The organism is Kitasatospora sp. NPDC093679, from assembly GCF_040683455.1.
Taxonomy (GTDB): domain Bacteria; phylum Actinomycetota; class Actinomycetes; order Streptomycetales; family Streptomycetaceae; genus Kitasatospora; species Kitasatospora arboriphila.
Genome location: NZ_JBFBDW010000002.1, coordinates 31,986 through 50,497, shown reverse-complemented (window position 1 = coordinate 50,497; position 18,512 = coordinate 31,986). Strand labels below are relative to the sequence as shown.

15 protein-coding genes are annotated in these 18,512 nt (G+C 74.5%); 9 read left to right on the top strand and 6 right to left on the bottom strand.

What is annotated here, in order from left to right; translation table 11 throughout:
• Positions 1–215: 215 nt before the first annotated feature.
• Entirely contained in the window at positions 216–1,481 is a 1,266-nt protein-coding gene (locus tag AB0O09_RS02270; RefSeq protein WP_363539342.1) for an MFS transporter, read from the bottom strand.
• A 113-nt stretch (positions 1,482–1,594) separates the two neighbouring features.
• Between AB0O09_RS02270 and AB0O09_RS02265 the strand changes: the two genes are divergently transcribed.
• Positions 1,595–2,575, top strand: coding sequence for a DUF5937 family protein (locus AB0O09_RS02265; RefSeq protein ID WP_363539748.1), 981 nt, complete (start codon positions 1,595–1,597; stop codon positions 2,573–2,575).
• A 64-nt stretch (positions 2,576–2,639) separates the two neighbouring features.
• Here the strand turns inward: AB0O09_RS02265 and glmS are convergent, their stop codons facing one another.
• Together glmS and AB0O09_RS02255 are read right to left on the bottom strand one after the other, a co-directional pair.
• A complete protein-coding gene (glmS, locus tag AB0O09_RS02260; RefSeq protein WP_344626451.1) occupies positions 2,640–4,466 on the bottom strand; it encodes a glutamine--fructose-6-phosphate transaminase (isomerizing) in 1,827 nt (608 codons plus the stop codon).
• 34 nt (positions 4,467–4,500) lie between these two features.
• Entirely contained in the window at positions 4,501–4,776 is a 276-nt protein-coding gene (locus AB0O09_RS02255; protein ID WP_030269292.1) for a hypothetical protein, read from the bottom strand.
• A 160-nt stretch (positions 4,777–4,936) separates the two neighbouring features.
• On the opposite strand from AB0O09_RS02255, the gene asnB reads away from it, so the two are divergent.
• The 7 genes from asnB to AB0O09_RS02220 all read left to right on the top strand — a co-directional run bounded on the left by asnB (position 4,937) and on the right by AB0O09_RS02220 (position 14,243).
• Positions 4,937–6,787, top strand: a complete 1,851-nt coding sequence (asnB, locus tag AB0O09_RS02250) for an asparagine synthase (glutamine-hydrolyzing) (RefSeq protein WP_363539339.1) — start codon at positions 4,937–4,939, stop codon at positions 6,785–6,787.
• Between the two features lie 175 nt (positions 6,788–6,962).
• Positions 6,963–8,069: a hypothetical protein gene (locus AB0O09_RS02245; protein WP_363539337.1), complete on the top strand. Its 1,107-nt coding sequence runs from the start codon at positions 6,963–6,965 to the stop codon at positions 8,067–8,069.
• A 136-nt stretch (positions 8,070–8,205) separates the two neighbouring features.
• Positions 8,206–9,654 carry a pyridoxal-dependent decarboxylase gene (locus tag AB0O09_RS02240; protein ID WP_363539335.1) on the top strand — a complete coding sequence of 483 codons (1,449 nt, stop codon included), beginning with the start codon at positions 8,206–8,208 and terminating at the stop codon, positions 9,652–9,654.
• Positions 9,655–9,752: 98 nt separating this feature from the next.
• Positions 9,753–11,138 carry a GNAT family N-acetyltransferase gene (locus AB0O09_RS02235; RefSeq protein ID WP_363539333.1) on the top strand — a complete coding sequence of 462 codons (1,386 nt, stop codon included), beginning with the start codon at positions 9,753–9,755 and terminating at the stop codon, positions 11,136–11,138.
• A 193-nt stretch (positions 11,139–11,331) separates the two neighbouring features.
• A complete protein-coding gene (locus AB0O09_RS02230; protein WP_359988293.1) occupies positions 11,332–12,327 on the top strand; it encodes an NAD-dependent epimerase/dehydratase family protein in 996 nt (331 codons plus the stop codon).
• Positions 12,327–13,088 (top strand): WecB/TagA/CpsF family glycosyltransferase, encoded by a 762-nt coding sequence (locus AB0O09_RS02225; protein WP_363539331.1) that lies wholly within the window; start codon positions 12,327–12,329, stop codon positions 13,086–13,088. Before AB0O09_RS02230 ends, AB0O09_RS02225 begins: the two co-directional genes overlap by 1 nt.
• 3 nt (positions 13,089–13,091) lie before the next feature.
• Entirely contained in the window at positions 13,092–14,243 is a 1,152-nt protein-coding gene (locus AB0O09_RS02220; RefSeq protein ID WP_363539329.1) for a glycosyltransferase family 4 protein, read from the top strand.
• A 48-nt stretch (positions 14,244–14,291) separates the two neighbouring features.
• On the opposite strand, the gene AB0O09_RS02215 is transcribed toward AB0O09_RS02220, so the two are convergent.
• Positions 14,292–14,867 (bottom strand): sugar transferase, encoded by a 576-nt coding sequence (locus tag AB0O09_RS02215; RefSeq protein WP_363539327.1) that lies wholly within the window; start codon positions 14,865–14,867, stop codon positions 14,292–14,294.
• Positions 14,868–15,146: 279 nt separating this feature from the next.
• Here AB0O09_RS02215 and AB0O09_RS02210 point away from each other — a divergent pair, with 279 nt between their 5' ends.
• Positions 15,147–16,172 carry an LCP family protein gene (locus AB0O09_RS02210; RefSeq protein WP_363539325.1) on the top strand — a complete coding sequence of 342 codons (1,026 nt, stop codon included), beginning with the start codon at positions 15,147–15,149 and terminating at the stop codon, positions 16,170–16,172.
• Between the two features lie 7 nt (positions 16,173–16,179).
• Here AB0O09_RS02210 and AB0O09_RS02205 read toward each other — a convergent pair whose 3' ends face one another.
• Entirely contained in the window at positions 16,180–17,277 is a 1,098-nt protein-coding gene (locus AB0O09_RS02205; RefSeq protein ID WP_363539323.1) for a GNAT family N-acetyltransferase, read from the bottom strand.
• Positions 17,274–18,392 carry a glycosyltransferase family 4 protein gene (locus AB0O09_RS02200; RefSeq protein ID WP_363539321.1) on the bottom strand — a complete coding sequence of 373 codons (1,119 nt, stop codon included), beginning with the start codon at positions 18,390–18,392 and terminating at the stop codon, positions 17,274–17,276. Before AB0O09_RS02200 ends, AB0O09_RS02205 begins: the two co-directional genes overlap by 4 nt.
• Positions 18,393–18,512 lie beyond the last annotated feature (120 nt).

Below are 18,512 nucleotides of genomic sequence, written 5' to 3'. Positions count from 1 at the left end.
TCAGGCGGGGTCGGCCGCCCGCGCCCCCGGATCGGCTTCGCCCTCCCCGTCGGGCGAACCCCGACAGGGGCGCGGGGAACTGCGCGGAACGGAAGGCTGCACACCCACACACTCCCGCACCCACCCGAGTGCACCGGTGGCAGGCCCGTTCCTTCCCCTGCGCGCGGTTCCCGGGCCCTTGAGCGGGCTTCGCCCTTCGGCTTCGCCGTTTCCCGTCAGGTGCCCGGGAGGGTGGGGGCGGTGCGGAGGGGGGAGCGGCGGATCGGGAGCCAGACCAGGGCGAGGCCGACGGCTCCGGCCCAGAGGGCGGCCCGTTCGGAGAGGAGGGTGCCGAGCAGGCCCGCCAGGGCGCCGCCGACGGTGAGGGCTCCGGTGAGGATCACCCGCATGGTGGCGTTCATCCGGCCGAGCAGGTGGTCGGGGGTGACGTGCTGGCGGAAGCTGACCTTGATCACGTTGTCGATGCCGACCTTGAGCGTGGTCACCAGCCAGGCGGCGGCCGCGCACCAGAGCGCCGGCCCCCGGTCGACCAGCGCGACGCCGATGCCGACCGGTGCCACCGCGATCCCCATCAGCCAGAGCAGCCGTCCGGCCCCCGTCCGGCGGGCCAGGGGGCGGGCGAGCAGGGAGCCGAGGAAGACGCCGACGCCGCCGACGGCGAGGAACAGGCCGGTGGCCGCGTCCGGCAGCCCGAGCGTCCGGGCGAAGAGCAGTGGCAGCACGGTCTGGCAGAGCTGGACGGACACGTTGGTGAGGGCGCCGGCGAGGGCGATCGGCCGCAGGACGGGGTGGGTGAGGACGAAGCGGAGCCCGTCCCGGATCTCGTCGGCCAGGCGCGGGCCGTCGGGGCGGGTCGGGGCGGGGGCCGGTTCGGGGTGCCGGATCCGCCGCAGCAGCCAGGCCGATCCGAGGCAGCCGGCGGCGTCCACGAGCAGGGTCACGGGGGCGGTGAGCAGGGCGACCAGGAGGCCGCCGGCGCTGCGTCCGCCGATCTGAGCCACGGCGTCGACGGTGACCAGGTGGGCGTTGGCCCGGGTGAGGCCGGCGCGGCCGACCACGGACGGCAGGTGGCTCTGGGCGGCGATGTCGAAGAACACGGTGGCGGTGCCCGCCAGCAGTGAGACCGCGCAGAGGTGGGGGAAGCCCAGGCAGCCGAGCGCCCAGGCCGCCGGGACGGAGGCGTACAGCAGCGCGCGGGCGACGTCCGCGGCGATCATGACGGGCCGTTTGCGGAGCCGGTCGACCCAGGCCCCGGCCGGCAGGCCGACGAGGAGGAAGGCGGCGGTCTGGAGCGCGGCGAGCAGACCGACCTGCCAGGCGGGGCTGTGCAGGGCGAGGACGGCGGTGAGCGGCACGGCGAGGCTGCCGACGGCGCTGCCGGCCTTGCCGGCGGCGGCCGCGGCGATCAGCAACCGGTAGGCGCTGTCCGGGCCGTCCGGTACGGCGGCGGGCGAGGGCGCCCGGGTGTGGGTGGTGGTCATGACCCGGGACGATGGCGTCCGGCGGCCCGTCACGGCCACGGATTCAGTGTGGGCTAAATTCGGGGGCGGCCCGGGGCGGCCGCCGGTCGACGGGCGTGGAGGACGAAGTGCCGATGCTGGACCTGGAGTTCACCACCCGCGACCTGGCACTGACCCGGTTCGCCCTCTCGCCGCTCTGGGAGGTGGTGGCGGCCGTCCGGGTCCTCAAGCGGCCGGAGCAGCATCCGCTGTACCTGCCGTGGAGCGGTCCGGCGCGGGAGCGGCTGGACGCCGCCGGGCCGGACTGGGGGCTGCTCGCCGACCTCGTCCCGGAGCCGCCGCGGACCATCCCGGTCTTCGTCGCGCCGCCGCCGACCACCTCGGTGCCCGATCTGCGGCTGGAACTGGACGGGTTGCGGGCCACCGCACCGGAGGCGGTCCGGGCCGGGCTGAGCGGCCCTCGTGCGCCGCGGTCCGAGCGGGTCGCCGCGCTGCGTGCGGACCCGGCCCGCGGGCTGGCCGAACTCGCCGACGCGGTGGAGGCGTTCTGGGCGGTGGTGCTCGCGCCGCTGTGGCCGAGGCTGCGGGCGCTGCTGGAGGGGGACGTGCTGCACCGGGCCCGGCTGCTGGCCCGGTCGGGCGCCGAGAGTCTGCTCAACGACCTGAATTCCCAGGTCGGTTGGGAGGGCGAGACGCTCCGCATCGGCCACCGGTACGCGCGCGGCGGGCGCCGGCTGGGTGGGCAGGGGCTGCTGCTGGTGCCCTCGGCGTTCGTCTGGCCGACGGTCTTCTCGGTGACCGGCCCGGGTTGGCAGCCGACGCTGCGCTATCCGCCGCGCGGGGTCGCCACCTTGTGGGAGCGGCGCGAGCACGAGCCGTCGCAGGCGCTGGCGGCCGTCCTCGGACGGACCCGGGCACGGCTGCTGGCCGAACTGGACGAGCCGGCGTCGACGGGTGAGCTCGCCCGCCGCACGGGGATCTCGCCGGGCGGTGTCTCGCAGCACCTCGGCGCGCTGCGCGCCGCGGGTCTGCTCGACGCGCACCGCGCCGGCCGCCAGGTGCTGTACGCCCGGACGGAGGCCGCCGAGGTGCTGCTCCGGGCGGCCGGTCCGTAGCGGCGCCGACGGGCCGGCCGGCAGGGGCGCAACACCCCCGGCCGGCCGGCCCGTCGGGGTGCGGCTACTCGACGGTGACGGACTTGGCGAGGTTGCGCGGCTTGTCCACGTCCCGGCCGAGGGCGACCGCGGCGTGGTAGGCCAGCAGCTGGAGCGGGATGTTGAGGAGCAGCGGGTCGAGTTCGGGCTCGCTCTTGGGGACGACGATGCAGTGGTCGGCGAGCTTGGTCTCGGGGGCGCGGTGGGCGATCGCGAGGACGCGGCCGGAGCGGGCCTTGATCTCGCCGAGGGTGGTGAGGTTCTTGTCGAGCAGCTCGTCGTCGGGGACGAGGGCGACGGTGGGGAGTTCGGGGCTGATCAGCGCGAGGGGGCCGTGCTTGAGCTCGCTCGCGGGGTACGCCTCGGCGTGGACGTAGCTGATCTCCTTGAGCTTCTGGGCGCCCTCGCGGGCGACCGGGTAGCCGCGGACCCGGCCGATGAACATCATCCCGGCGTTGTCGGCGTACTCGGCGGCGAGCTTGGCGATCTCGTCCTGCTGGTCGAGGATCTCCCGGATGTTCCCGGGCAGGGCCTTGAGCGCGGCGACGATGCGGCGGCCGTCGGCGGGCGAGAGGTCGTGGATGCGGCCGAAGTGCAGGGCGAGCAGCGCGAAGGCGATCACCGTGGAGGTGAAGGCCTTGGTGGAGGCGACCGAGATCTCCGGGCCGGCGTGCAGGTAGATGCCGCCGTCGCACTCGCGGGCGATGGCGCTGCCGACGGTGTTGACGACGCCGAGGACGCGGCCGCCCTTGCGCTTGATCTCCTGGACGGCGGCGAGGGTGTCGTAGGTCTCGCCGGACTGGCTGACCGCGACGTAGAGGGTGTCGGCCTCGATGACGGGGTTGCGGTAGCGGAACTCGGAGGCGGGCTCGCTGTGGGCGGGGATCCGGGCGAGCTCCTCGATGAGCTGGGCGCCCATCTCGCCGGCGTAGTAGGCGGAGCCGCAACCGAGGATCTTCACCCGGCGGATCTCGCGCAGTTCGCGGGCGTCGAGGTTGAGGCCGCCGAGGTGGGCGGTGGCGAAGCGCTCGTCGAGGCGGCCGGAGAGGGTGCGCTCGACGGCGGCGGGCTGCTCGTGGATCTCCTTGAGCAGGTAGTGCTCGTAGCCGCCGGTGTCGTAGGAGCCGACCTCCCAGTCGACGGTGGACGGCTGGCGGGTGACGGTGCGGGCGTCCTCGGTGAAGGTGCGGAAGCCGTCGGCGCGGACGACGGCGAGTTCGCCGTCCTCCAGGTGGACGACCTGGCGGGTGTAGCGGACGAGGGCGGCGACGTCGGAGGCGGCGAACATCTCCTTCTCGCCGAGGCCGAGCACGATCGGGCTGCCGTTGCGGGCGACGACGATGCGGTCGGGCTGGCGGGCGTCGACGACGGCGATGCCGTAGGTGCCGACGACGTGCTTGAGGGCGGCGCGGACGGCGTCCTCCAGCTCGGTGCCCTCGCCGCCGTGCGCGGCGACCAGGTGGGCGAGCACCTCGGTGTCGGTCTCGGAGGTGAAGACGGCGCCCTCGGCGGTCAGCTTGGCGCGCAGTTCGTCGGCGTTCTCGATGATGCCGTTGTGCACGACGGCGATGTGCTCGGCGTTGTCGACGTGCGGGTGGGCGTTGGCGTCGCTGGGCTCGCCGTGGGTGGCCCAGCGGGTGTGGCCGATGCCGGTGGTGCCCTTGAAGCGGGCGGGCACGGCGGCGGCGAGGTCGGCGACCCGGCCCTTCGTCTTGCAGACCTTCAGGCTGCCGGTCTTGCCGGTGACGGCGACGCCGGCCGAGTCGTAGCCGCGGTACTCCAGTCGCTGCAGACCCTCCAGCAGGAAGGTGGTCGCGTCCTTGGGGCCGATGTAGGCCACGATTCCGCACATGGGTGGGGCTCCTTCGGTTCAGCGGTCGGGCGGCTCACCCATACACGATGCGGCGCAGCTGGCGGGTGGACAGCTCGGGCGCCGCGACTCGCCGGGACGCCAGTTCGGCGCCGAGGCGGGCGAAGATCCGCTCGTTGGTCAGGCCGCGTGCCTGCAGCTCACCGTGGCGGCGGCGGACGTACTCCTCGGTGGTCTCGGAGAAGTACGCGATCACCTCCGCGACGACCCGCGCCGCCTCGCCCGGCCCGAGCGGGCTGGTGCGGGTGAGGTGGGCGAGGAGGTCTTCATGAGGGTGGGGTGAGGCGGGCACGGTCGAGGACTCTATGCGGCCGCCCGTCGGATTCCCAAGATTTCTGCCCGAAATCGGGCAGACATTCCTTGGTTCGACCCTCTCGAACACACTTGCAGCGGCCGAACGCTCCCGCGTAGCGTGCTGATCCGTACACGCCAAAGACAGTTGCGGAGGCGGCATGTGCGGAATCGCGGGGTGGGTGGCGTTCGACCGGGACCTCACCCGGGAACGCGCGGCGCTGGAGGCGATGACGGCCACCATGGCCTGCCGGGGCCCGGACGGCGGCGGGTTGCACCTCACCCGGCACGCCGCCCTCGGCCACCGGCGGCTCGCCGTGATCGACCCGGCCGGCGGCGCCCAGCCGATGGCCGCCGAGCAGGGCGGCCACTCCCCCGCCGTCGTCAGCTACAGCGGCGAGGTCTTCAACCACCGCGAGCTGCGCACCGCCCTGCAGCACGCCGGGCACCGCTTCCGCACCCGCAGCGACACCGAGGTCGTGCTCCGCGCCTACCTCCAGTGGGGCCCGCGCTTCGTCGACCGGCTGAACGGCATGTACGCCTTCGCGCTCTGGGACGCCCGCCGCGAGGAACTACTGCTCGTCCGCGACCGGATGGGCGTCAAACCGCTGCACTTCCACCGCACCGGCGCCGGCGTGCTGTTCGGCTCCGAGCCCAAGGCGCTCTTCGCCCACCCGGCGCTGCGGCCCGAGGTCGACCTCGACGGGCTGCGCGAGCTCCTCAGCACCGCCCGCACGCCCGGCCACGCCGTCTACCGGGGCCTCGTCGAGGTGGAGCCCGGCCAGGTGGTCACCGTCCGCCGTTCCGGGCTGACCGCCCGCCGGTACTGGGCGCTGGAGGCCCGCGAGCACACCGACGACGCCGCGGCCACCGCGGCGGCCGTCCGCGAACTGCTGGCCGACACCGTACGGCGGCAGCTGGACTCCGACGTGCCGCTCTGCGCCCTGCTCTCCGGCGGACTCGACTCCAGCGCGATCACCGCGCTCGCCGCGCAGGCGCTGCGGCGGCGCGGCGCGGGCCCCGTCCGCACCTTCGCCGTCGACTACGCCGGGCAGACCGAGCGGTTCCGCCCGGACGCGATGCGCGGCACCCCGGACGGCCCGTACGCCCGGCTGCTCGCCGAGCACGTCGGCGCCGACCACCGCACCGTCGAGCTGGACAGCGACACCCTGAGCGACCCGGCGCACCGGACCGCCGTGCTGCGCGCCCGCGACCTGCCGTGGGAGTTCGGCGACATGGACACCTCGATGCTGCTGCTCTTCCGGGCGGTGCGCCGCGACTCGACGGTGGCGCTGTCCGGCGAGGCCGCGGACGAGCTGTTCGGCGGCTACCCCTGGTTCCACGACCCGGCGCTGATCGCCGCCGAGACCTTCCCCTGGGCCGCCCTGCTGGCCCGCACCGCCGGGCTCGGCGCCGGCCCCCGCGAGGGCCTGCTCGACCCGGGCCTGCTCGCCGGGCTGGACCTGGACGCCTACCGGGCCGACCGCTACCGGGAGGCGGTCTCCGCCGTGCCGCAGCTGCCCGGCACCGACCCGGTGGAACGCCGGATGCGCGAGCTCACCCACCTGAGCCTGACCCGGTTCGTCCGGATCCTGCTGGACCGCAAGGACCGGCTGTCGATGGCCTGCGGCCTGGAGGTGCGGGTGCCGTTCTGCGACCACCGGCTGGTCCAGTACGTCTTCAACACGCCGTGGCGGATCAAGTCCGCCGACGGCCGGGAGAAGAGCCTGCTGCGGGCCGCCGTGCGCGACCTGCTGCCGGACGCCGTCGCCGACCGGGCGAAGAGCCCCTACCCCTCGATCCAGGACCTGCGCTACCCGCGCTCGCTGCAGTCGGCCCTCGGCCGGCTCGCCGCCGACCGGGACTCCCCCGCCGCGGCCCTGCTGGACCGCACGGCCGTCGCCGAGGCGCTGGCGCCGGGCGCCGACCCGCAGTACGCCCGGGCCGCCACCGAAGTGGTGCTCGGCATCGACGACTGGCTGCGAACATACGACGTGTCACTCGTGATGTGAGACGGTGGGGGTGAGGTGTCGACAGGGGGGCCTGTTGCGCCGTCCGGGGGAAACCGCTCCCCCGGTGGTGCCGACACCTCACCGTTCGGCGGCGGCCGGTCCGTGCAATCGGTGCCGCCGACGTCAGGATGGGAGTGCCGCCCGTCCGTCGTCGACCACCGGGGGAATCAGCACCATGCATCCGCGGATCTTCGCGATCGTCACCGCAGTCCTGCTCGGCGTCCTCGGGATCGGCGCGGTCTCGGTGACCCGCTGGACCCCCGAGACGGCACCGGTCGCGGCCGGCCTGCCCGCCACCACCCAGGCCGCGCCCGGCGGAGCCACCCCGGCGTCCGCCTCTCCGACCGGCGACCCCGCGGTGTGGACCCGCTCCACCCTGCGGAACAAGCTGGTCGCCGAGATGGACGCCACCGACCCCGGCGTGGCGCTGGCCGACCTCGACAAGATCACCAAGGAGAAGCCGTACACCGTGCGGTTCTGCCACCCGATCGCGCACGAGCTCGGCCACACCGCGGTGAAGCGGTACCACGAGGACTTCCAGAAGGTCATCTCCTTCCCGCACGAGACCTGCGCGGCCGGCTACCTGCACGGCGCGGTCGAGGAGATGCTCGCGGCCTCCAAGAACCCGCAGCAGGACATCCTGACGCTCTGCGCACCCGCCAACACCGGGCCGTGCATCCACGGTGTCGGCCACGGGATCATGTTCGTCACCAAGCAGGACATCCCCTCCGCCCGCGACCTGTGCAGCAAGTTCCCCAGCACCAGCCGCCGGATCACCTGCTCCGAGGGCCTGTTCATGCAGCTCTTCGCCCCGGACGAGGAGGACGAGAAGGCCAAGGCGAACCTGCCCGCCGACAAGCTCGCCGCCGAACCGCTCTACCCCTGCCCCGAACAGCCGGCCCTCTTCCAGTCCGCCTGCTTCTTCTACGCGCCGACCCTCTACCTCAGCTCGCACGACTACGCCAACCACCCCGAGGCCTTCGCCGGGGCGCTGAAGTGGTGCCTCAACGCCCAGGCCGGCGGCGGCGCCAACGACTGCAGCCGCGGGGTCGGCTCGCGCACCATGAAGTACAACCTGGACCGCGCGGACTGGGCCGCCCAGCAGTGCGCCACCGCCGCCGACACCTGGCAGCGCAAGGCCTGCACCCAGGGCCTGGTCAGCTACTGGACGGTCAACTACACCGAGTCCGGCGCCGCCGCCAAGCTCTGCAAGCAGATCACCGACAAGGAGATCGCCGGCTACTGCCGCTCCGCGGGCGGCCTCTCCAGCACCCTGGACTGACGGGGCGAGCGCAGGGGCACGTGGGAGCACCTGGGTGGATCCACGCCGATGTAAGGAGCGTACGATCGGGACGCGGGTGCGCCGAGGAAGCCGCGCCATTGCTTCCCCCACCCCCGTTCGCTGGAGTGCACCCACCATGACCTCCGAAGACTTCCGCAGTGCGGCGCACGCCGCGGCCGACCTGGTCGCCGACTACCTGGAAGGCCTGGCCGACCGTCCGGTCTGGCAGCCGACGGCCGTGGCCGACCGGCAGGCGCTGCTGGACCTGCCGCTTCCCGAGACCGGCACCGACCTGGGCGGCCTGCTCAAGACCGTCGCCGAGCAGGTGCTGCCGGCGCCCATGGGCAACGGCAACCCGCGGTTCTTCGGCTGGGTGAACTCCGCCCCGCAGCCCGCCGGTGTGCTCGCCACCCTGGTCGCCTCCGCGATGAACCCCAGCTCGGCCGGCGGCGACCACGCCGACGTCCACCTGGAGCGGGCCGTGGTCCGCTGGATCGCGGAGCTGGTGGGCTTCCCGCACCCGGCCGGCGGCGGTCTGCTCACCTCGGGCACCTCGATGGCCACCATCGTCTGCCTGGCCGCCGCCCGGAACCGGGCCGCGCTGCGGGCCGGGGTGGACGTCCGTGCCGAGGGCCTCGCCGCGCTGCCGCCGCTGGTCGGCTACGTCACCGGTGAGACCCACTCCTGCGTCCGCAAGGCCGCCGAGCTGCTCGGCCTCGGCAGCCGCCACCTGCGCACGGTGGCCACCGACGCCGAGGGCCGGCTGGACACCGCCGCCCTGGAGGCCGCGATCGCCGAGGACCGGGCGGCCGGGCGGCTGCCCTTCCTGGTGGTCGCCTCGGCCGGCACCGTCGGCACCGGCGCCGTCGACGCGTTCCACCCGATCGCCGACCTCGCCGAGCGCGAGGGCCTGTGGATGCACGTGGACGGCGCGTACGGCGCGTTCGGCGTGCTCGACCCGGTGATCGCCCACCGCTACGCGGGCATGGAACGCGCCGACTCGCTCGCCCTGGACCCGCACAAGTGGCTGGGCGTGCCGGTGGACTGCGGCTGCGCGCTCGTCCGGGACACCGAGGGCCTGCGCGGCACCTTCAGCCTGGTGCCCTCCTACCTGCGCGACGAGGCGGCCGGCTCGCTGGGCTGGTTCTCCGAGTACGGCACCGAGCAGACCCGGCCGTTCCGCTCGCTCAAGGTCTGGGCGTCCGTCGCGCACCGCGGCCGCGAGGGCGTGGCCGCCGACATCGCGCACACCACCGCGCTGGCCCGCAGGCTCGGCGAGCTGGTCGAGGCCGACCCGGCGCTGGAGCTGCTGGCGCCGGTGGAGACCTCGATCGTCGCCTTCCGGTACCGGCCCGCCGGGCTGGACGGGGACGAGCTGGACCGGATCAACCGGGAGCTGCCCGCGGCGGTCCAGCTGCGCGGCCGGGTGTTCGTCACCGGCGCCGTGCTCGGCGGGCACGAGATGCTCCGCGCCTGCCTGCTCAACGCCACCACCACCGAGGCCGACGTCCGGCTGCTCGTGGACGAAGTGCACGCCGCGGCGGCCGGGCTGACGGGCCGTCCGGACACCTCCGGCCCCGCCTGACGTGCCCCGATCATGCCGAGGGGCCGGCCGCGGAGACATTTACCGTCAGGTCACGGGGGATTCGTGATCGTGAAACACCGGCGCGACACGATACCTGCATGGACACTCGTGAACCCGTCACCACCGCCGGTCCCTCGCGCGCCCAGCGGCGCGCCGCCCGGACCCACCGCTGGCGCAGAGAGACCGTCGAACTCGCCGCCGTCTTCCTCGCCGTCGCCACCGCCGACCTGGTCGCCAACGTGGTCGTGCACGGCCACGACGGCCCGGTTCTGCTCGCCGTGTCGGCCCTCGCCCTGCTCGCCACGGCCGTCTTCCACGGCTGGTGGGCGCACCGGCGGCCGCACGGACCGCCCTCACCGGACACCCATGCGCCGCCCGGGGAGGCCGCGGTGAGCGACCCCCTGGACGTGCTGGAGGCGACCGTGCTGTGGCGGGTCCGCACCACGGTCGAGGACTCCCCCGGCAGCCTGGCCCGGATCTGCACGGCACTGGCCGAGCGCCGGGTCAACATCGTCTCGATGCAGTCCCACCCGCTGGCCGCCGGCACCGTCGACGAGTTCTTCCTGCGCGCCCCGGCCGCCCTCGACCGGGCCGAGCTGACCGCGGCGGTCGCCGCGGCCGGCGGCACCGACATCTGGACGGACCGCGCCGACGCGCACGAACTGGTCGACGCGCCCACGCACGTGCTCGCCCTGGCCACCCGCACCGCGCTGGACGCCGCCGAGCTGCCGGTCGCCCTGCGGCAGCTGTTCGGCCGGTGCACGATCCGGCAGTACCCGGACCGCGGCCGCTCCACCCCGGCCGGGGTGGACGGCCACACCATGCGGCTGCCCGTCCCCGGCGGCGACCTGATCGAACTCACCCGGCCGCACCTGCCGTTCACCCCGACCGAGTTCGCCCGCGGCCAGGCGCTGGTCGAGCTCGACAGCCTGCTCGGCCCGCGGGTGCCCAAGGTCGAGGCCCGGCTCGCCCGGCCGGCCGGTGCCGACCTGACCGTCCGTCGCGCCGCGCCCGGCGACAAGCGGGCCGCGCTGGAGATGCACCGGCGCTGCTCGTCCGACACCCTGCGCAAGCGCTACCACGGCCCGGTCAAGGACGCCGACCGCTACCTGGAGCACCTGCTCGACCCGCGGCACGGGCAGACCCTGGCGGTCGAGGACGCGGACGGGCGGATCGTCGCCCTGGCCCACCTGATGTGGGACGACGACGGCGCCGAGGTCGCGCTGCTGGTCGAGGACGACTGGCAGCGGCAGGGCCTCGGGGTCGACCTGCTCCGCCGGATGGCCGCCCTCGCCCTGGAGGCCGGGGTGGCGACCGTCTACGCGGTGACGCACTCCTCCAACACCGGGCTGATCTCCACCATGCGCCGGCTCTCGGCCCCGCTCGACTACCAGGTCGAGGACGGCACCCTGGTGATCACCGCGCACCTCGCGGAGGCCGCCGACAAGCTGCCCACCCCCTGGCCCACCCGCCCGCGCCGCTGAGGCGACGTCACCCCGCAGCACCCCGAACGGACTCCGGCCCGGCCGCACCTCGCGGCCGGGCCGGAGTGCCGTGCGCTCCGCCGAATGGAGGGGCGCAGACGGCGCACGGCCCCGAGCGGACCCTGACACCCCTTAAGAGCAGATATATCCCTTTCCAGTGACTTGTCGCAATTGCCGGAAGGGAGATCGAGCCGTGGCACACGTCGATGCCGTGGTGACGGGCGCCGGAGGATTCATCGGCGGGCACCTCACGGGCGCACTGCTCGCCGAGGGACTCACCGTCCGGGCCGTGGACCGCAAACCGCAGGAGGACTGGTACCAGGTGCACGCCGGTGCCGAGAACCTCGTCCGCGACCTCTCGCTGCGCGAGGCCTGCGAGGAGACGATGGCCGGCGGCGCCGACGAGGTCTACCACCTCGCCGCCGACATGGGCGGGATGGGCTTCATCGAGAGCCACAAGGCGGACTGCATGCTGTCCGTGCTCTCCAGCACCCACATGCTGCTCGCCGCCCGCGAGCACGGCGCCCGACGCTACTTCTACTCCTCCTCCGCCTGCGTCTACGCCGCCGACAAGCAGACCGACGCCGCCGTCCTGCCGCTGCGCGAGGAGGACGCCTACCCCGCCATGCCCGAGGACGGCTACGGCTGGGAGAAGCTCTTCACCGAGCGGATGGCCCGGCACTTCCGCGAGGACTTCGGCCTGGCCACCCGCACCGGCCGCTACCACAACGTCTACGGCCCGTACGGCACCTGGGACGGCGGCCGGGAGAAGGCCCCCGCCGCCGCCTGCCGCAAGGTCGCCACCGCCGTCCTCACCGGCTCCGACGAGATCGAGATCTGGGGCGACGGCGAGCAGACCCGCAGCTTCACCTTCATCGACGACTGCGTCACCGGCACCCTGCGGCTCGCCCGCAGCGAGGTCACCGAGCCGCTCAACATCGGCTCCGACCAGCTGGTGACCGTCAACCAGCTGTACGCCCTGGTCGAGGAGATCGCCGGGGTGCGGCTGCGGCACCGCCACGTGCCCGGCCCGCTGGGCGTGCGCGGCCGCAACAGCGACAACACCCGGATCGTCAAGGAACTCGACTGGGCGCCCTCCGTCCCGCTGCTGACCGGCCTGGAGAAGACCTACCGCTGGGTGCACGACCAGGTCCGGGCCCGCCGCGACGGCCGCCCCCACCAGCGCTGATGGCCCTGCCGCGGGTCGACGTGCTCGGCGTGGGCATCAGCGCCGTCGATCCGGCCACCGCCCTCGCCGAGATCACTCGCCGGGTGGAGACCGGCGAGCGCGGCTACGTCTGCGTCACCGGTGTGCACGGGGTGATGGAGTCCCAGCGGGACACCGCGCTGCGCCGCATCCACAACGCCTCCGGCCTGACCGTCCCGGACGGCATGCCGATGGTGTGGGCCGGCCGGCGGGCCGGCGCCCCCGGCATGAGCCGGGTGCCCGGCCCCGCCCTGATGCTCGACGTCCTCGCCCGGGCCGCCGAACGCGGCTGGAGCTCCTACCTCTACGGCGCCGGGCCGGGCGTCCCGGAGCTGCTCGCCGAGCGGCTCCGGGCGCGGCTGCCCGGGCTGCGGATCGCCGGCACCCACTCGCCGCCGTTCCGTCCGCTCACCCCCGAGGAGGACGCCGAGGCCGTCCGGCGGATCAACGACAGCGGCGCCGACCTGGTCTGGGTGGGGCTGTCGACGCCCAAGCAGGAGCACTGGATGGCCGCGCACCGGCCGCTGCTCACCGCACCCGTGCTGCTCGGCGTCGGGGCCGCCTTCGACCTCCACGCCGGGCTGCAGAGGCCGGCCCCCGCGTGGATGCAGCGGCGCGGCCTGGAGTGGTCGTACCGGCTCGCCCGCGAACCCCGCCGCCTCTGGCGGCGCTACCTGCGCAACAACCCGGCGTACCTGGCGCGGATCGCGCTGCGGCCGCCCCGGATGAGAGGGACCGACTGACCGGTGGACACGCTGCGGGTCGCCCTGGTGCACAGCTTCTACGCCTCCGCGCAGCCCAGCGGCGAGAACGAGGCCGTCCGGGACCAGGCCCGGGCGCTGCGCGCCGCGGGCCACGAGGTCACGGTCGTCGCGGCGCACACCGACGAGGCGGCCCGCAGCCCGCTCCACCCGCTGCGGGCCGCCGCCACCGTAGCCACCGGCCGCGGTCGCTCCCCCGTCGCGGAACTGCGGGCCTTCGCCCCGGACGTGGTGCACGTCCACAACCTCTTCCCCAACTTCGGCCGCAGCTGGGTCCGCGACTGGCCGGGCCCGCTGGTGGCGACCCTGCACAACTACCGCCCGCTGTGCGCCGGTGCGGCGCTCTTCCGGGACGGGGCCACCTGCACCGCGTGCCCGGACGGCAGCCCCTTCGCCGGACTGCGGCACGGCTGCTACCGGGGTTCGCGGCTGGCCACCGCGCCGCTCGCCTGGGCCAACCGCCGCGGGCCGGACGGCGATCCGCTGCTGCGCCGGGCCGACCGGCTGGTGCTGCTCTCCGAATCGGGCCGGCGCACGTACGTACGGGCCGGCGTGGCCGCCGAACGCACCGCGCTGATCCCGAACTTCGTCGACGACCCGGTGCCCCGGCCGGCCGGCGGCACCGGGGGGCGGTGGGTCTTCGCCGGCCGGCTGACCCCCGAGAAGGGCGTGCTGGAGCTGCTGGAACGCTGGCCGGCCGACGAACCGCTGGACGTCGTGGGCGAGGGCGAACTCCTCGACCGGGCCCGGGCGGCGGCCCCGCCGCAGGTCCGCTTCCTCGGACGCCTGGACCGCACCGAGCTCCGCCGCCGGCTGCCCGGCTGGCGGGGCCTGGTCTTCCCCAGCCGCTGCCTGGAGGGCGCCCCGCTGGTGCAGGTCGAGGCGCTCGCCGCGGGGCTGCCGGTCCTCGCCTTCGAGGGCTCGTCCGTCGCCGAGACCGTCCGGGCCCGCGGCACCGGCACGGTCGTCCGCTGGGACGAGCCCCTCGGCCCCGTCCTCGCCGCCGCCGGGGCCCGCTTCCCGGCCCTGCGGACGCACTGCCGCCGGATTTTCGAGGACCACTTCACCGAGGCCACCTGGCTGCGGAGCGTGGAGGACCTGTACTGCGGCGTGCTGGCATCCCGGACAAACCGCTAGGGCTCGGGTGATGCACCGCTAGGGGCGCTGGGATCGCCGCGGAGCGCGTCAGTGCGCTCCGCGGCTGGTGATGACCGCGGGGATGGTCCGGAGCAGGATGCCGGCGTCGAGGCGCAGGGAGAGGTTCTCGACGTAGTGGAGGTCCAGCCGGAGCATCTCCTCCCACGGCAGGTTCGAGCGTCCCCGCACCTGCCACAGGCCGGTGAGGCCGGGCGGGACGAGCAGCCGGTCCCGGGCCCGTCCGGTGTAGTCGGAGTCCTCCAGCAGGAGCGGCCTCGGGCCCACGAGCGACATCTCGCCTCGGAGCACGTTGAAGAGCTGGGGCAGTTCGTCGAGCGAGAACCTGCGCAGGTGGCGGCCGATCCGGGTGACCCGCGGGTCGTCCCGCAGCTTGAACAGGTGGCCGTCGGTGTCGTTGCGCCCGGCGAGGGAGGCCCGCTCGGCGTGGGCGCCGAGGTGCATGGTGCGGAACTTCAGCATGCGGAAGGGCCTGCCGTGTCGGCCCGCGCGGACCTGGCGGAAGAGCACCGGGCCGGGGCAGGTCGCCTTGAGGAGCAGGACGACGGCCACCATGACCGGCAGGAACAGCATCAGGAGCGAGATGGCGCCGACGATGTCGATCACCCGTTTGACAGGGAGACGTCCGACCGATCGCCGACCGGACGGGCGGTGCGGGGCAGAGAGCGCCATGTGACACCCCTTTAGGCGTAAAAGATGTCAGATGTACGTGAACCGGAGCATTTCCGGCAATCACTCTCACACAAGACACGGCACCATGCGGGTGCGGCACGCATCCTTTTACTCCGGACGGAAGGGCGGCGGTCCGATGGGCACGGCGGCGCGAGTGGCAGGACGGGGCGATCCGGGCACCGGAGGGCCGATCTCCGAACAGGCCCCGGCTCGATGACCGGCGCGCCCGAGGACCCGTCGGCCGACGCCCCGTCACCCCGCCGCCGGCGGCGGGCGCTGCGGATCCTGGCCCTCGCGGTCGCCGCGGGTCTGGCCGCCGCGGTCGGCCTGGGCTGGTGGGCCTACGTGCAGCTGGACGGGAACCTCCGCACGGACACCGCGGCCGAGCGGGCCCTCGCGGAGCAGGCGGGTCTGCGGCCCAAGTCCTCGGGGAGGGCCGAGAACATCCTGGTGATGGGCTCCGACTACCGTCCCGAGCTGGGCAGTGCGCGCTCCGACACCGTCCTGCTGGTGCACCTGGCCGGGGACGGGAAGCGTCTCCAGGTCGTCAGCGTCCCGCGGGACATGATGGTGCCGATCCCGAGCTGTCCGCGGACCGGTGCGACCGCGAGCCGCGCCCAGTACGCGCAGTTCAACTGGGCCTTCGACCTCGGCGGGGCGGCCTGCACGATCCGCACCTTCGAGGACCTCACGGGCATCCGGGTCGACCACCACCTCGTCGTGGGCTTCGAGGGGTTCAGCCGGATCGTGGACGCGGTCGGCGGCGTCGAGGTGGACCTGCCGCGGGCCGAGCGGGACCCGAACGTGGGCCTCGACCTGTCCGCCGGGCCGCACCTGCTGCAGGGCACCGACGCGCTGGCCTACGTGAGGGCCCGCGAACACGTCGGCGACGGCAGCGACACCAACCGGATGTCCCGTCAACAGGCCTTCCTCGGGCAGCTGTCGGCGAAGCTGCGCAGCAGCGGGACGCTGTTCAACCCCGCGCGCCTCTACCCCGTCCTGGACGCGGTCACGTCCTCGATCACCGCCGATTCGGGGCTGGACTCGCTCGGCAAGCTCTACGACCTGGTGGCCCGGCTCCGCGCGGTGCCGGAGGGCCAGGTGGACTACCGGACCGTCCCCCGCAAGCCGTACGCGGCGGACCCGGACCGGGACGTGCCGGACGAGCCCGCCGCCTCCGAACTGTTCCGGTCGCTGCGGGAGGACCGTTCACCGCCGCCCGACCCGGCGAAGGGCTGAGCCGGTCTCAGGCGGGGCCGTGCCGCCGCCGGGCGCGGCGCAGCACGGCGCCCGTCACCAGGGCGCCCGCGCCGCGGGGGCGCAGCCACTGCTCGTCCCAGCGGTCCGAGGCGCCGAACGAGTCGTACTTGTAGGACTCGTTCCCGCGGAGGAAGTCGAAGGTGCGTGCGCCGTGGGCGGCGGCCGCGGCGATCGTCCGGTCGAGGAGGACGGTGCCGAGGCTGAGCCGGGCGTAGGCCGGGTCCCAGCCGCCGTTGTAGTAGGCGAAGGTGTCCTGCCAGAGGAAGCCGTAGACGGCGCCGACCGGGGTGCCCTCGCGTTCGGCGACCAGGGCGGCCGGTCCGCGGTCGGCGTCGGCGCGGTCCCGCAGGCGCAGGTGGAGCGGGCGGCGGTGCGGGCCGAGGGCGGTCACCGCCCCGCGGTGGTCCTGCCGGAGGCGGTGCAGGGCGAGCACGGCGTCGAGGAGTCCGGCGGTCATGTCCTGCGGTCCGACCCAGCGGAAGGCGATCCCGGCCTCGGCGAGCTGCCGCGCGCGGCGTCTCATGAGACGGCGGAAGCCCGTCGAGCCGACGACGGCGCCCTCGCCGATCTCCAGCCGGGGGCAGGTGGTCCTGGCGATCCGGCGGGTGCCGGCGGGCAGCAGGGCGGTGTCGTTCTCCGGGTCCATGGCGGGGAGCCAGAGGCTGCCGCGCCGGGTGCGGTCGCGCAGCCAGGTCCGGACCTCCTCGCGCCGGTGCGCGGCGACGGGGAACAGGCCGTGGTCCGCCCCGTCGGCATCCGCCCCCAGCAGGGTCCAGGCGGTCACGGGGAGGGGGATGCGCGGGTGGAGCCTGCACCTGGTGCGGGCGAGCGGCACCACCGCCTCGGGCCGGCCGTCCGGTCCCGTCCAGAGCGCGACCTCGGCCGCCGCGGCGGCGGCCGGGTCCATGGCCTCCCAGGTGCCGAGCACCCAGTCGGGCGTGGTGAAGTACGAGGAGCCGGGGGCGGCGGCGGCCAGCTCCCGCCAGCCCTGCTCGTACGGGGCGAGCGTCTCGGGGGTCCGGTGGATCCGGAGGCCGCCGGCCCGTGCGGGTGCCGTGCTCCGGGCGGTGGCCGGGCGGGTCACCGGCGCGCGTCCCGGAGCAGGTCGACGAGTCCGTCGGCGAAGCGGCGGCTCATCTCCTCGACGGTGTAGCGCGCCGCGTCCTTGCGGCACTCCGAGCGCATGGCGCCGAGCCCGGCCGGGCTGCCGAGGAGGCCGGCCACGGCGTCGGCGTACTGCTGCACGTCGTCCGGTGCGACGAGGGCGTTGCGGCCGTGCTCCAGGTACTCGAACTCGGGGGCGTGCCAGGGCCACGGGGTGGTGACGACGGGGGTCTCGAGCACGAAGGAGTCCACGGCGCACAGGCCGACCAGGCCGGGCATGAGCAACACGTCCGACACCGCCCCCAGCAGTGCCTTGCGGGTGCCGAACACCGGCCCCAGCGGCACGACGACCCGGCTGCGGGAGGCGGCGGCCTCCACCAGCTCCTTCTGCTCGCCCGTCCCGGCGACCAGCAGCCGGAAGCCGGGCAGCCGCTCGGCGACGGCCTCGGCGGCCGCGACGAGGAAGGGGATGCGCTTGCTGGAGCTCAGCGCGCCGACGAACAGCCCGGTGCGGCCCGCGGTGAGGCCGTGCTCGGCGCGCAGGGCGACCAGCTGGTCCTCCGTCACCCGGCGGTAGGCCTCGCCGAGCGCCGTGGTGTCGACGGCGTTCTGCACCACCGTCACCCGCTGCCGGGGGAAGCCGTGGTCGGTCACCGCGCGCGAGCCGCCGTCGGTGTAGGAGAAGAACCAGCGGGCCCGCCGGGTGAGGGCGAACTTCAGCGACTGCTCCAGCCGTGACTGCGGGCCGGTGTAGGTGCGGCCGTGGTCCCACATGGCGACGGCCGGCCCGCGGCCGGTCAGCTGCCGCAGCAGCAGCGGGTACAGCTCCAGGTTGCGCAGCGACTGGTCCACCACCAGCACGTCGGAGGTGCGGGCCAGGGAGCCGAGGCGCTTGTGGACCAGCGGGCGGCCCGCGACCCACAGGCTGGACTGTCGCAGCCGCACCGCGCCGGCCATGTCGACGACGTCCTGTCGCGCCCGCTGGTCCCGGCTGTAGGGCTGCCCGTGCGCGACGACGAGGGACACTCCGCGCGCGTCGAGGTCCGCTTCGAGCTGCCGGTAGAAGGAGCGGCGGAACTCGGAGAGGAACGGCACGACCAGGGCCACCCGTGGGCGGCCGGCCGGGTGGCGTGTCGCCGGAGACTTTCTTTCCATGATGGATAAATTGCCACAAACACGCCGTAACGGGACGTCAGAGACCCGTCACTGGGGCGG

What these genes read in the sequence shown, in the direction of transcription:
- AB0O09_RS02245 (WP_363539337.1), top strand. Translation starts at nt 6,963, where the DNA reads ATGCATCCGCGGATCTTCGCGATCGTCACCGCAGTCCTGCTCGGCGTC.
- AB0O09_RS02235 (WP_363539333.1), top strand. Translation starts at nt 9,753, where the DNA reads ATGGACACTCGTGAACCCGTCACCACCGCCGGTCCCTCGCGCGCCCAG.
- AB0O09_RS02210 (WP_363539325.1), top strand. Translation starts at nt 15,147, where the DNA reads ATGACCGGCGCGCCCGAGGACCCGTCGGCCGACGCCCCGTCACCCCGC.
- AB0O09_RS02265 (WP_363539748.1), top strand. Translation starts at nt 1,595, where the DNA reads ATGCTGGACCTGGAGTTCACCACCCGCGACCTGGCACTGACCCGGTTC.
- asnB (WP_363539339.1), top strand. Translation starts at nt 4,937, where the DNA reads ATGTGCGGAATCGCGGGGTGGGTGGCGTTCGACCGGGACCTCACCCGG.
- AB0O09_RS02270 (WP_363539342.1), bottom strand. Translation starts at nt 1,481, where the DNA reads ATGACCACCACCCACACCCGGGCGCCCTCGCCCGCCGCCGTACCGGAC.
- AB0O09_RS02240 (WP_363539335.1), top strand. Translation starts at nt 8,206, where the DNA reads ATGACCTCCGAAGACTTCCGCAGTGCGGCGCACGCCGCGGCCGACCTG.
- glmS (WP_344626451.1), bottom strand. Translation starts at nt 4,466, where the DNA reads ATGTGCGGAATCGTGGCCTACATCGGCCCCAAGGACGCGACCACCTTC.
- AB0O09_RS02225 (WP_363539331.1), top strand. Translation starts at nt 12,327, where the DNA reads ATGGCCCTGCCGCGGGTCGACGTGCTCGGCGTGGGCATCAGCGCCGTC.